We start from the raw sequence: 12246 nt of genomic DNA, 5'->3' as shown, positions 1-12246 counted from the left end.
TGTTCGCAACAGGGATTATGGCGGAGGGGATGGGCCTCACATCCACCCCATCTCCACAACTAAACCATTGTTGTTATTATACTATACGTCCAATGCGGTGTCGTCCGCAGGGCTTGTTATCCCGCACAGCACGACAGTTTCGCCACATCCTTGTCGAAGGTCTGGGCGGCGAGTTTCAGGCCTTCGACCGTGGCGAGGTATGGAAAGATCGTCTCGCCGAGGGCCTTGGTCGTCATGCCGAACCTCAGTGCCATGACAAGCGTCTGGACGCTGTCCGCGCATTCGGGGGCCATGATCACGCCGCCCAGCAGGCGGTCCGTCTTGGCATCCGCGACCAGCTTGATCAGCCCCCGCGTATCTCGGGCGGCGAGCGCGCGGGGCACGTTGTCGAGGCCAAGCACGCTCGTCTTCACGTCATGGCCCGCCGCACGCGCTTGCGCCTCGGTCAGGCCGACGCCCGCGACCTGCGGGTCGGTGAACACCACCCAGGGCATCACCGCGTTGTCGTAACGCTCAGACCCACTCAGCACCGCGTTGCGGGCCGCCAGCTTGGCACCATAGGCGGCCATGTAGACGAACTGATCGCGGTCGGTCACGTCCCCCGCCGCATAGATGCCAGGCCGCGTCGTGGCCATGTCGTCGCCGACCTTGATCGCGCCGCGCGCATCGGTCTCGACGCCGATATCGGGCAGGCCCAGCCCCTCGGTATTGGACACGCGTCCCGTCGTCAGGACGAGATGATCGGCCGCGAGATCGCGGGCAGCGCCGTCCACTGTCACCGTCAGAACCGCGCGGTCTCCGCTGCGCTGCACGGCGTCGTAAGTCACGCCGTCGAGGATCGTCAGACCTTCCGCGTGCAAGAGTTCGGTGAGCACTTCGGAAACCTCCGGCTCCGCCCGCGGCAACAGGCGCGAGCGGCAGACGATGGTCACGCGGGTGCCCATCCGCGCCATCATCTGCGCGAGTTCGACACCGATATAGCCGCCGCCGAGGAAGATCAGGCTCTCGGGCAATCGGTCCAGTTCCAGAAGCGAGGTGCTGTCGAGTGTCGGAACATCCGCAATTCCAGGGATATCGGGCACGGTCGGCCGGCCGCCGGTGGCGACGATGACCTTGGGCGCCGTGATCATGCGCCCGTCGATCTCGACACCACCGGGAACGAGCCGCGCCGGACCCTCGTCGATATAAGTCACGCCATCGTAGCCCGGCAGCAGGTCGGCGTACTTCTTCTGGCGCAGCGTCGTAACGAGATCGTCTTTGGCCGCGACGAGCGCCGCCCAGTCGGCGACCTGCGCCGCGCCGTGCAGGCCCGGGAACCGATGCGCCGAATGCGCGCCGTGCAAGGCTTCAGCGGCCCGGATCATCGTCTTGGAGGGCACGCAGCCAACGTTCACGCAGGTGCCCCCGATGGTGCCGTGGCCGATCAGGGCGACACGTTTGCCGCCCTCGGCGGCGGTGATCGCGGCCGAGAACCCGGCCGATCCGGCGCCGATCACGGCAAGGTCGAAATCGCCCTTGGGCGCGCAGCAGTCGTCCTTCATGGGATCATCCGTCCGTTCGTGTGTTCAGCCGCCGCTGCCGCCGCCAGACGGCATAGACCGTCAGCGCGACGAAAAAGGCGAGCGCGGGCAGCAACACATAGTCGAGCCAGCCGAGCCAGGCTGACAGACCTACGGCGCCGAGAAGTACGACCAGCACCGGCGTGAAGCAGCAGAGCGCCGCGATGACGGTGCCGGCGATCCCTGTCGCGATCAGATTGCGGTCGGATCGATCGGCCATTCCGTCAGCCCGAGACACGCGCCGGGTAGCCTGCATTGGCCGAAGCGGCCGCGATGGCATCGGCGCTGGTAGCGGCGGTGTCGAAGAACACCGTGGCGGTGCGCGCCTCGAAGTCGATCTCGACGGCACGAACGCCCTCGACGCCTTCCATCGCGCGTTTCACCGTGATCGGGCAGAGCGCACAGGTCATGTTGTCGACGGCGAAGGTGACGGTCTGTTCGGCGGCGACATTCTGCGCGGCGACCGGGAGGGCATGGAACGGCGCTGTCGCAGTCAGGCCAAACAGGGCAAGAGCGAGGAACTTCTTCATGGGTTTTCCTTTCGGGTCAGTAGAGAAGCGGCGCCCACCAATCGATGGTCAGCGCGGCGACAACGAGGATCAGGGAGGCCCAGAGCGCGGTCTTGGTGATCCGCGCCGAGGCGGGCCTCGCGCAGTAAGAACCCGGCTCGCATACGATCGGTTTGCGGAAATACACCTGCCGGAGTCCGGCCGCGATGAAGCCAAGCGCGAACACAGCGAAGATCGGCTTGTAGGGCTCCAGCGCCGTCAGGTTGCCAATCCAGGCGCCGGAGATGCCGAGGGTCAGCAGAACCAAAGGCCCGACACAGCAGGCCGAGGCGAGAAACGCGCCCAGCACGCCACCAGCAGCGAGCCAGCCCTTGCGGGCCGGGCGAACCGTACCCGCGCTATCCGTCCTCTCGTCTGTCAGCGCCATCGCACGCACCTCTCGTCTCTGATTGACGATGGGTGTAGGGTCTGTAGCAACTACAGGCTCAAGCGGGAATTTGCCCATGACCGATCACGAGAGCGAGAGCGGCCTCACGCGCGGAGAGCTGGCGCGTGTGACCGGCAGCAATATCGAGACGATCCGCTATTACGAGAAGACCGGCTTGCTGCCCGATCCGCCCCGTACTGACGCGGGCTATCGCATCTATTCCGCCGCACACGCCACACGCCTGCGGTTCATCCTGCGCGCCCGCGAGCTTGGGTTCTCGACGGAAGATGTCCGCGGGCTTCTGGGGTTGGAAGACGGCGCCGCGCCCACCTGCGCAGAGGTCAAGGAGCGCACCGAACGCCACCTTGCCGATGTCCGCACGAGAATTGCGGATCTCAGACGCATTGAAGCAGTTCTCGCCAAAACGGCCGCCAGGTGCTCCGGCGCCGACGTCCCCGACTGCCCGGTACTCGACACGATCGGATCGCGGGATCGTTGACGCCGAGATGCGGAACCCGCGGCTTCCCACGGGACCCCCGCAGAATTCCGGCTGAGGGCCGGTTCAGCCCAGTCGAGCCACGATCTTTGAAACCACCGCGAGCGCGTCAGCCGTGCCGTTCGCCTCACCCTTCTCGAAGTCACCATCGATGGTGCCCATCTGGTTGGTCACATGCGCTAGGCAGATGACAGCCCGGTCCCGCGCCTTTGCGAAGGCGTAGAGCCCGGCCGCCTCCATTTCGACCCCCAGGATGCCGCGAGCGCGCGCCGATCCGATTGCGGCCTCCGTCTCACGAAACGGCGCGTCGGTGGTCCAGGTCGCCCCGGTGAGCACGCGGGGGCCATCGTCGAATGCTCCTTCCAGCCGCGACAGAAGCTGCTCGGGTGCTGCGCTCCACTCCGAGGGCGGGAGGTAGTGATAGCTCGTGCCCTCGTCGCGCAGCGCCCGGTCGATCAGGATGAAATAAGGCGGCGCCCCCTGTGGCATGATCTGCCCCGAGGATGTGACGCTGATCAGCAGTGCGCACCCCGAGGCGAACATCTCTTCGGCCACCAGCACGGCGAAGGAGGCGCCGACGGCGCAACCGACCACGCCAATCTCGTGGCCGTCCAGATCGAACACCCACATGTCGGTGTGGTAGCAGACCCATCCTTCGCGCCGCCGCGCGCGGCCCTCTGCGCGGAGCTGGCGCACGATATCGCCATCGGGGTCGAGCAGGCAGACCTTCGGCACCGCGACGGCGTCAGCACCTTTCTGGCGGCGCGCCTCGCGCAGCAGGCTCTCCGGGGTGAAGGCTGACGGGTCGTCGGGATGCTTATCGCTCAGGATCGGCGGAGTTTCCTGCGGCTTCATGCGTCTCTCTCCTTCCGCCCACGCCCCATTCGCCAATCGGCGACCGTACCCGCGCAAAGGAAGACGAATCCCGCGAGTTCGATGATCCGCTCGTAGGAGACCAGCATGGTGAATGCGATCAGAAGAAATCCGACGCCTGCGAGCAGGACGGGGGCCAGTCGACGATGCCCACGCCAGCGGATCAGCAGGGCGACCAATGCCAGACCCGCAAACAGGACGATTGCGCCCGCCCAGACAGCCTCGTTCAGGGCGATCGTCACGCCAAGCGCGCCCAACAGCGTGATCGCGGCAAGCGTTCCATAGCAGGCGACAAGCGAGAAAGCGGTCGCCAGGGCGGCAAGCCATTCGCCGGTTTTCTTGGGGCTCATTTCAGTCTCTGCATCGTTTCCGAAACCTTGCTCGTGATGTGACGGCAGCCGGATTCCGTCAGATTTTGCTTGATGATTGCGACACCGGAGCGCCCGGACTTGTAGCGCTGAGCACAAGAAACGCGGCACCTATTGTTGTGAGAGTGCCGATCTTGTGATCAAATCCCGCCATGAGTTGAGCGGCAATTCCGAGTGGCGGATAGAAGACGGCGCCGGTGACTGTCGAGTCCCGCAGCCGCGCCTGATCCGCGAGCGCGAGCAGATCACCCCGGCTGCGGAAACGAGCCGCGCGCCAGAGTTTCGAGCCGAGCCAGCCCTTCACGCGTCGCTGCGCGGCCCAGAGGTTCCAGCGCCCGAGTTCACCGAGGATCAGTCGGCCGCCGGGCTTCAGGACGCGGACCATGTCCCGGATCGTCGGGCGCGGGTCATCGACAAAGCAGAGTGTGGCGACCGACACGACGCAGTCGAAGTACCCTGCGGGGAATGGAAGGCCGCGAGCATCCCCTTCCACCAGATCGATCTCGACACCCGCGGCTTTCGCCCGGCGGCGTGCGGCGGCGATCATGTCTGCCGAGGCATCGATGCCGGTGACCCGAGCGCCGGAACGAGCGAGCCGGGTGGCCAGCACGCCGTCGCCGCAGCCGACATCGAGGATGCGCAGGCCGCGGGTTGGGCCGATCCGGTCAATCAGGAGACGCTCCTCGAGCGCGTCCGTGATCCTGCCGAGCGCGCTGCGTCGCCAGTCGGCATAAGCGTCGGGAAGACCTTCGAGCGCGGGGTCGGCGGCGCTCGCATCCGAGACGGGCCGCTCCGCTTCCGTCAACTCAGCACCCGGCGCAAGCGGGCCACGACGTGATCGACCTCGTCCACGGTGGTTGTGCGGCCGAGGCTGAACCGGATCGCGCCCATGCCGACCTGCGGCGCGACACCCATCGCCTCCAGTACCGGAGACAGCTCGACGCGCCCCGAATGTCAGGCAGAGCCGGTCGAGGCCGCAACCTCCGGCATGGCCGCGAGGATTTCCGCGCCCACGCGCCCGACGAAGGCGACGTTGAGCGTGTTGGGCAGGCGCTGCGCGGAGTGGCCGTTGAGAACGACGTGATCGCCGAACGCATCCTTGAGCGTGGCCCAGAAGCGATCTCGCAGGGCCTGGACTTGCTCCATCGGCCCCAAATCCGAGGCAAGACTGGCTGCCACCCCGAGCGCGGCTGTGAGCATCGCACTTTCGGTCCCCGCGCGCCTGCCGTTCTCATGCCCGGCGCCGTGGATGAACGGCTCCAGCTGCAGGCCGTCACGGATGAAGAGCGCGCCGACACCCTTTGGGGCATGGAACTTGTGCCCGGCCATCGTCAGCAGATCGACGCCGAGGTCGTCCGCCCGGGTCGGGATTTTGCCGACCGACTGCGCGGCGTCGGTGTGGAAGCGAACTCCGTGCTCTCGCGCAATCGCCGCGCACTCCGCGATGGGCTGGATCGTTCCCGTCTCGTTGTTGGCGTGCATGATGGTGACGAGCACGGTGTCGTCGGTCATCGCGCGCCGCAGGTCGTCGGGATCGACGAGCCCCGTGCCATCGGCTGGCAACCAAGTGACCTGCGCACCGAGGCGCTCGAGGAACCGAAGCGGTGCCACGATGGCCGGATGCTCGGCGCTCGACGTGATGAAATGCGGCCGGTCCTTGCCGCTGGCGAAGAAAACGCCCTTCAGGGCGTGGTTGTTCGCTTCGCTGCCGCCGCTCGTGAACACGATCTCCTGCGGCGCGCAGCCGAGAAGATCCGCGACACGGGTCCTGGCGTCCTCCACCATCTGGCGGGCGGGAGCCCCGGCCCAGTGGCCACTGGACGGATTGCCATGCCCCGTTTCCAGGGCATGGCGCATGATCTCGGCGACCTCGGGGGCGACCGGGGTGCTGGCGTTGAAATCCAGATAGATGTCGCGCATGGCCGCGTCGCCTTTCCCGTCGGGTCGTTCAGCTGTCCTGCTTGTGCACAGTGAGCCAGCCGGTCGTGCCGCCCTCGAGCCAGAGCGCGTCCGGATAGCCAAGCTTTTTCAGCATGACAGCGCCTTCAGTGGAGCGGCCGCCGCCCTTGCCGCAGATGGTCACGGGTGTCTTGCCGGGAGGAATTTCGCCCACCCGAGCTTCGAGTGCAGCCAGCGGGACGTGCACGGCGCCCGTCACGTGGGCAGCGGCGTAGTCTTCGGCATCGCGCACATCGATCAGGTGGAAGCGATCCGGGTCGGCCGCGAGGGCTCTGAGCGTGAGCATCTCCGCCATCAGAACACCAGCACCTTGTCGGCGGCGAGCGTCGTCTGGGCAAGCTCGTCCATGGTCGAGCGGCTCACCCCCTCCATCATGTCACCCTCGGCGAGCCCGCGCGCGTCCATGCAGGTGCCGCACATCAGGACGCGCCCCTTGGAGGACAGGACACGGCGGAGCATCCGTTCGAGGTTGTAGAATCCGTCCGGCGTCTTCTGCCCGGCCTTTGCGCAGAGCACTGCGTTGGCCATCAGGAAGACGGTGATGTCCGCTTCAGCATCATTTTTTGCCAGTGCGTGGGCCATGCGCAGGCCGTTGAAGCTGCGCTCAGTGCCGTAGGGTGGGTCGTTCAGGAGGATCAGGTGTTTCATGCGGTTGCTCCTTCAGCGGCGGGGTTGAGCCGTGGGTGGGTTTCCTCGCCGAGCCAGAACAGCACGCCGCCGGAGACCAACATGGAGATCGCGACGAACCAGAAGGCGGCTTCCGCAGCGCCGGTCAGGCTGGCCGCAAGCCCGAGGCCGAGCGCGCCGATCGCGTAGCCGAGGTCACGCCAGAAGCGGTAGATTCCGATGGCCGAGCCGCGCCAGGCCGGCGGGGTGATGTCCGCCACCGCGGCCGAGAGGTTCGGGTAGAGGAGCGCCATGCCGAAGCCCGCCACCCCGGCCGAGACCGACCACCAGAGCGCGCCGGTGCCCATGACCACCATCGCCACGCCCGCGCTGCAGATCCACATGCCGAGCACGTTGGGCCAGAACCGTCCGACATGATCCGACAGCCGCCCGGTGAAGAGCTGCGAGCCGCCCCAGACGAAACCATAGGTGCCGACGATCCAGCCGACCTCAGTCAGGGTCGCGCCTTGCGTCACAAGGAAGACCGGGAACAGCGCCCAGACCAGCGCGTCGACGAACTTCTCGACCAGCCCCGCCTGAGAGATCGCGAAGAGGCGGCGGTCGCGCCAGCTCATCAGCGCGAAGACCTCGCCCGTCGAGGGGTGCTCGGAGGCGTCCCGCGGGTAGCGCGGCAGGGATTTGGGCGGCGCCGCCTTGTGCGCGGCCGTCTCGGCCCTGGCCCATGGCAGCGTGTCCTTGACCCAGACAACCGTCAGGACCAGCGCCAGCAGGACCACGGCCATGCCAAAAACCAGAAGCCCGGTGCGGGCGCCCAAGGCTTCGGCGGCATAGGCGGTCAGGATGCCCGCGATTGCCACGCCGACATAGCCGGAGAACTCGTTCAGCCCCATGGTGAGCCCGCGTTCCTCTGCTCTCGTGATGTCGAGCTTCGCGGTCTGCGTCATCGACCAGCAGAGGCCCTGGTTGACCCCCAGCAGCACGGTCGCCGCGACGATCCAGTTCCAGTCGGGGGCATACCAGATCATCACCGGGATCGGCAGCGCCACGACCCAACCGAAGGCCAGCACCCGCTTGCGGCCGATGCGTTCGGACCAGCGCCCGGCGACGAAGTTCATCACCGCCTTCACCGCACCGAAGGCCACGACGAAGGACGCCAGCAGCAGGAACGAGCCGCGCTCCAGCCCGAACTCACTTTCGGCCAGTGCGGGGACCACCGTGCGCGTCATGCCGATGGCAAAGCCGACCAGCATGACCTGGATCAGCTGGTGCGTGACCTGAACCCGGTTCTCACGGATGCCGCGCGTGAAGTCGCTGGAGGTCATTCGGCGCGCTCCTTCACCGTGATGCGGGGATCGAGCGCATGGCCGCTGGCGGGTCCGCGCAGCGGCTGGACCAGCATCCGGTCGAGCCAGAGATCGCGGCGCGTGCGGAACTGTTCGATGCCGATCTCCATCCCCTCATGTCCCTTGGCGGGCTGGGCGATGTAGGTGCCAAGCAGCCGGTCCCACCACGGCAGGTTGAAGCCGTAGTTCGAGTTGGTCTCGCGCGGATCGATGGAATGGTGGACGCGGTGCATGTCGGGCGTGACGACGAAAAGGCGCAGGACACGGTCCACCGGGCGCGGCAGGTCGATGTTGGCGTGGTTGAAGAGCGCGGTGGCGTTTAGGATCACCTCGAACAGCAGCACCGCGACAGCGGGCGGGCCGAGAGCCGCGACCACTGCCAGCTTGATCCCCATCGAGATGAGGATCTCCACGGGGTGGAAGCGCAGGCCCGTGGTGGCGTCGAAGTCGAGATCGGCGTGGTGCATCCGGTGCAGCCGCCAGAGCCCCGGCACCGCGTGGAACATCACGTGCTGCAGATAGATCGCCAGATCGAGCAGCAGCATCGAGATCACGATGGCCAGCCAGACCGGCACGTCGATGTTGTTGAATAGGCCCCAGCCACGCTCTTCTGCCATGACCGCGAGCCCGACCGCGATGATCGGGAAGGTCAGCCGCAGGATCGCGGTGTCGAGCACCACGAGCGCGAGGTTGTTCGTCCAGCGGATGACGCGCGGGATCTCGCGCCGACGCCGGGGCGCCGCCACCTCCCACAACGCCATGGCCACCAGGACGCCGAGAAAAGCGGCAAGGCGGATGGTAGGTTCGGCGGCGAGGATGGTCTCGGACATGGATCTGGACTTCGGGCTTGTGGGGCGCGATGGAATCGCTATCATTCAAATCATCGCTTGAATGATCTACAGTCTGGAGACGTCCAGTGTCAATCAGCCCGAAGCTGGCTCTGCTCGAAGAATACGCGCTCGTTGCACGCGCCCTGTCGGCTCCGGCCCGGCTGTCGCTCCTCGAACAGCTCGCGCAAGGAGAGCGTGGCGTGGAGGCGCTGGCGGAAAAGACGGGCCTGACCATCGCCAACTGTTCGCAACATCTGCAGCAGCTCCGCCGTGCGGGCCTCGTCACCAGCCGCCGTGACGGCAAGGCGGTGATCTACCGGCTGACCGACGCGAAGACGTTGGAGCTGATGGACCTTCTGCGCATCGTCGCGGAGCGCAACCTCGCACAGGTCGAGCGCATCTTGCGGGGGCTCTCGGGCGGCGAGGACGCCCCCGAACCCGTCAGCCGCGCGGACCTCGCCGCACGGCTCGCGGAAGGCTCCGTCACCGTGCTCGATGTCCGGCCCGCCGACGAATACGCCGCGGGCCACATTCCAGGCGCGCTGAACGCGACCCTGGCGCAGCTGGAGCAGCTCCTCCCCACGCTCGCGCCGGACGCCGAGATCGTCGCCTATTGCCGCGGCCCCTACTGCGTCTACGCCCATCAGGCCGTCGCCACCCTGCGCCGCCATGGCCTCAACGCGCGGCGACTGGAAGGCGGTTTGCCGGAATGGCGCGAGGATGGAAGGCCCGTGCTCATCGACGCGGGCTGAGTGTCCCTGTGCTTGGGCAAGTCCGCGCCTGGTCGCGCATCACGGCGTAATCCGCGAGCATCTCCGCGACCGCCGAACCCTCCGGCAGCAGGGTGAGCTCCTCGGCCGCCCGCGCCTGGAACTCCCGGCTGTACCCGACGACAGGTGGACACGCCCCTGGCCCGCCACCGTCAGACCTGACCGTCGCGCAGCCGCTCAGCCAGATCGTCGCGAGAACGAGGGCGACGCGCCGCAGCCTCGAGCATCCGTCGTTGGGCTTCATATGTGTTCTCCATGGTCTCGAGCCGCTCAGCCAGCCGTCCCGCTCGCTCGCCCGAGCGACGCAGCGCGAAGAGGAACGACAGGATCGCCAGAGCGATGACGCCGTAGCGGAGCGCCGCGCGCGCCCATGCCGATCCGGCGAGCGTGGCGAGAAGCCCCCCGATCACCGCCGCCCCCGGTGCCAGTCATCGAGGCGGGCGTAGATGGTGACCGCGATGCCGCCGAGCGCGACGGCGATGAACACCCAGCGGAGCGTGTCGAGATACGGCACCAGCGGCAGGATCGCGGTCTGGGTTTCGGCCAAGACGCTCTGCGCAACTTCGACCCCCGCAGCGCCCAGCGTCGCCACGCCAGCCGCGCCACCGCCCTTCATCGTGCGGCTGTCGGCCAGCACTTCGCGTGCGGGTGGGGTCTCGGCCGCAAAGGCCGTCTCCCGGACCGGGAACCGCTCCCCCCACTGCCGTGCGGGCCCGAGGTCGACATGGATGAAGCCCGAGCGCGGATAGAAGCCGAACCGCACCTACATCGGCGAGGCGGTGCACAAGGGCGAGAGCTACCCCGGCGAGCACGACGCAATCATCGACCGCGAGACATGGGACCGGGTCCATGCCATCCTGCAGGAGAGCTCCCGCAAGCGCGCCGCCCGCACCCGCGCCGATACGCCAGCGCTGCTAAAGGGGCTGCTCTTCGGACCGGACGGGGCCGCCTTCTCGCCAACGCATACCCGCAAGGGCGGGCGGCTCTACCGCTACTATGTCAGCCAGACCGTGCTGAAGCATGGCGCTGGATCTTGCCCGGTCGGCCGCGTGCCCGCGGGCGAGATTGAGGCGGCCGTCATCGACCAGCTGCGCACCGTCTTCCGCCAGCCCGAGATCGTAGCGGGGACATGGAAAGCTGCATGCGTCCACGCCGCCGACGTCACCGAGGCCGACGCCCGGACGGCACTGCAACAGCTTGATCCGCTATGGGACGAGCTATTCCCTGCCGAACAACCCCAGCGTATTGGCGAGGTGGTATTGCGTCAGAGGGCAGTCGAATCCTTCCCTGCTGCCTATTCCAACCAGCGCAAGCCTCGATCCCAGTTCGAGCAGGAAATGCGCCATTCGGGCGTCCGCATCACGCCGACCGATCCCGACCAGATGCTCCACGACCATCGCTTCGTCCCTTGACGCTGCCCAGAGTATGGCGGTCGCGAGGCGCGGCGTCCGCGCGAAGGCATCGATAAGGTCGCTCGCCAGCACTTCGGCGGCCTCGATGTCAACGATGGGTTCGAAGCTGTGATCCGACGTGCGCAACAGGACGCTGCGCAATCCCAGAAAATCCCCCGGCACTTGGAAATCCACGATCTGCCGCGTCCCGTCGGCCTGGAGCTTGTAGGAACAGACCCAACCCGACGACAGAATGTACGCGGCTTGAGCCGACTGCCCCTGATGCACCATGTCACGCCCCGCGACGAATGAGCGACGACGCTCATGCAGTCGTTCAAGCACGGCCAGCTCGACCTCCGACAGGGCGACGAAGGCGGAGAGCTTGCGTGTCAGGGGGCTGTGTTCGGCTGATGTCATGAAGGCTCCCGGCGTGCCGTGACCCAGGAGCGGAAATCGGTCCGGACACTGCTCTGGATCAGTCCAGCATAGAGCACTTCCTGCGAGAAGTACGGATGTATCTGAAACTCGCCTTCCACGGGGATCACGATGCCAAGGAAGGGACGCCAGATGTCGACCGCGAGCGAACATGCAGGCCAGGCCGCCCTGTCAATCTGCGAGGCGCTCCTGTTTGCCTTGAACGATCGTGGGGTGCTGCCGGAGCACGAGATCGTGGGGGTTCTTCGCGACGCCGCAGCGACCCACGAGAACGCGGTCGGTATCGACCATGAGACGGAGAATCACCGAGCCGTCGCGGACCTGATCAACGCGATCATCGCCGCCGGTTACTCAGGTCGACGCTTGTGAGGTCGAGCTTCGACGAACTGCAGGAGCAGTTATGGATATCAATCGATTGGAAGTCGAAAGATATTCTTTGTGACGCTATTGTGGAACCCCTGCTGAGCCATCACTTCAATGGCATTGGCACTCCGGTATGGCGAGTGCCAAAGCACCTTCGAACATCGCCATGGATAGTGCCCCTTGGAGTGGTGTAGCTGGCACTGATCGTCACCGTGGTGTTCGGTGCGGGCCTGCTTGATCAGGATGCCACGGCGGGCAGGCTGATGATGGGATCATCCCCCATTGGCGCGATGGTT

At 66.5% G+C, this 12246-nt stretch carries 16 protein-coding genes and 3 pseudogenes; 4 read left to right on the top strand and 15 right to left on the bottom strand.

The genetic code is table 11. The annotated features are described in order from the left end of the window. Positions 1–116: 116 nt before the first annotated feature. From merA to ACMUOO_RS03845, 4 genes are read right to left on the bottom strand one after another with little or no spacing between them, the layout of a single operon-like run. Positions 117–1541 carry a mercury(II) reductase gene (gene merA / locus ACMUOO_RS03860; RefSeq protein ID WP_301918217.1) on the bottom strand — a complete coding sequence of 475 codons (1425 nt, stop codon included), beginning with the start codon at positions 1539–1541 and terminating at the stop codon, positions 117–119. A gap of 4 nt (positions 1542–1545) precedes the next feature. Beyond that, positions 1546–1779 (bottom strand): mercury resistance system transport protein MerF, encoded by a 234-nt coding sequence (merF, locus tag ACMUOO_RS03855; RefSeq protein WP_301918216.1) that lies wholly within the window; start codon positions 1777–1779, stop codon positions 1546–1548. A 4-nt stretch (positions 1780–1783) separates the two neighbouring features. After that, complete coding sequence (locus ACMUOO_RS03850; protein WP_301918215.1) at positions 1784–2089, bottom strand: cation transporter; 306 nt, start codon at positions 2087–2089, stop codon at positions 1784–1786. Positions 2090–2105: 16 nt separating this feature from the next. Then, the gene (locus tag ACMUOO_RS03845) at positions 2106–2495 is read right to left on the bottom strand and encodes a mercuric transporter MerT family protein (protein ID WP_301918214.1); all 390 of its coding nucleotides are present in this window, start codon (positions 2493–2495) and stop codon (positions 2106–2108) included. A gap of 76 nt (positions 2496–2571) precedes the next feature. On the opposite strand from ACMUOO_RS03845, the gene ACMUOO_RS03840 reads away from it, so the two are divergent. After that, entirely contained in the window at positions 2572–2994 is a 423-nt protein-coding gene (locus tag ACMUOO_RS03840) for a MerR family transcriptional regulator (RefSeq protein WP_301918213.1), read from the top strand. 63 nt (positions 2995–3057) lie between these two features. On the opposite strand, the gene ACMUOO_RS03835 is transcribed toward ACMUOO_RS03840, so the two are convergent. The 8 genes from ACMUOO_RS03835 to ACMUOO_RS03800 all read right to left on the bottom strand — a co-directional run bounded on the left by ACMUOO_RS03835 (position 3058) and on the right by ACMUOO_RS03800 (position 8991). Continuing rightward, positions 3058–3846: a nucleoside phosphorylase gene (locus ACMUOO_RS03835; protein ID WP_301918212.1), complete on the bottom strand. Its 789-nt coding sequence runs from the start codon at positions 3844–3846 to the stop codon at positions 3058–3060. Further along, a complete protein-coding gene (locus ACMUOO_RS03830; protein ID WP_301918211.1) occupies positions 3843–4214 on the bottom strand; it encodes a MerC domain-containing protein in 372 nt (123 codons plus the stop codon). Before ACMUOO_RS03830 ends, ACMUOO_RS03835 begins: the two co-directional genes overlap by 4 nt. Before the next feature lie 58 nt (positions 4215–4272). After that, complete coding sequence (locus ACMUOO_RS03825; RefSeq protein ID WP_301918210.1) at positions 4273–5037, bottom strand: class I SAM-dependent methyltransferase; 765 nt, start codon at positions 5035–5037, stop codon at positions 4273–4275. 149 nt (positions 5038–5186) lie between these two features. After that, positions 5187–6152, bottom strand: coding sequence for a cysteine desulfurase family protein (locus tag ACMUOO_RS03820; protein ID WP_301918209.1), 966 nt, complete (start codon positions 6150–6152; stop codon positions 5187–5189). A gap of 28 nt (positions 6153–6180) precedes the next feature. Then, a complete protein-coding gene (locus tag ACMUOO_RS03815) occupies positions 6181–6486 on the bottom strand; it encodes a rhodanese-like domain-containing protein (protein WP_301918208.1) in 306 nt (101 codons plus the stop codon). Continuing rightward, the gene (locus ACMUOO_RS03810) at positions 6486–6839 is read right to left on the bottom strand and encodes a DsrE/DsrF/TusD sulfur relay family protein (protein WP_301918207.1); all 354 of its coding nucleotides are present in this window, start codon (positions 6837–6839) and stop codon (positions 6486–6488) included. Before ACMUOO_RS03810 ends, ACMUOO_RS03815 begins: the two co-directional genes overlap by 1 nt. Beyond that, entirely contained in the window at positions 6836–8140 is a 1305-nt protein-coding gene (locus ACMUOO_RS03805; protein ID WP_301918206.1) for an MFS transporter, read from the bottom strand. Before ACMUOO_RS03805 ends, ACMUOO_RS03810 begins: the two co-directional genes overlap by 4 nt. Then, positions 8137–8991 (bottom strand): sterol desaturase family protein, encoded by an 855-nt coding sequence (locus tag ACMUOO_RS03800; RefSeq protein ID WP_301918205.1) that lies wholly within the window; start codon positions 8989–8991, stop codon positions 8137–8139. Before ACMUOO_RS03800 ends, ACMUOO_RS03805 begins: the two co-directional genes overlap by 4 nt. An 86-nt stretch (positions 8992–9077) precedes the next feature. Between ACMUOO_RS03800 and ACMUOO_RS03795 the strand changes: the two genes are divergently transcribed. After that, positions 9078–9743 carry an ArsR/SmtB family transcription factor gene (locus tag ACMUOO_RS03795; protein WP_413854877.1) on the top strand — a complete coding sequence of 222 codons (666 nt, stop codon included), beginning with the start codon at positions 9078–9080 and terminating at the stop codon, positions 9741–9743. A gap of 170 nt (positions 9744–9913) precedes the next feature. Here the strand turns inward: ACMUOO_RS03795 and ACMUOO_RS03790 are convergent, their stop codons facing one another. Continuing rightward, on the bottom strand, positions 9914–10171 hold the full coding sequence (locus ACMUOO_RS03790; RefSeq protein WP_413854876.1) for a hypothetical protein: 258 nt from the start codon (positions 10169–10171) through the stop codon (positions 9914–9916). Beyond that, positions 10168–10518 (bottom strand): annotated as a pseudogene (locus tag ACMUOO_RS03785) (peptidase M15); the annotation flags it as partial. The gene ACMUOO_RS03790 and the pseudogene ACMUOO_RS03785, both read right to left, overlap by 4 nt. Between ACMUOO_RS03785 and ACMUOO_RS03780 the strand changes: the two are divergent. After that, positions 10517–11026: pseudogene (locus ACMUOO_RS03780) on the top strand (recombinase zinc beta ribbon domain-containing protein); the annotation flags it as partial. The pseudogenes ACMUOO_RS03785 and ACMUOO_RS03780 overlap by 2 nt on opposite strands. Here ACMUOO_RS03780 and ACMUOO_RS03775 read toward each other — a convergent pair. Then, positions 10994–11569 (bottom strand): annotated as a pseudogene (locus ACMUOO_RS03775) (Crp/Fnr family transcriptional regulator); the annotation flags it as partial. The pseudogenes ACMUOO_RS03780 and ACMUOO_RS03775 overlap by 33 nt on opposite strands. A gap of 150 nt (positions 11570–11719) precedes the next feature. Here ACMUOO_RS03775 and ACMUOO_RS03770 point away from each other — a divergent pair. Beyond that, positions 11720–11956 (top strand): hypothetical protein, encoded by a 237-nt coding sequence (locus ACMUOO_RS03770; RefSeq protein ID WP_413854875.1) that lies wholly within the window; start codon positions 11720–11722, stop codon positions 11954–11956. Positions 11957–12246 lie beyond the last annotated feature (290 nt).

It is taken from the genome of Albidovulum sp. (genome assembly GCF_041919395.1).
In the GTDB taxonomy this organism is placed as follows: Bacteria; Pseudomonadota; Alphaproteobacteria; order Rhodobacterales; family Rhodobacteraceae; genus Albidovulum.
Note: the sequence above shows the minus strand (reverse complement) of the source record. Positions and strands in the feature narration are given on the sequence as shown.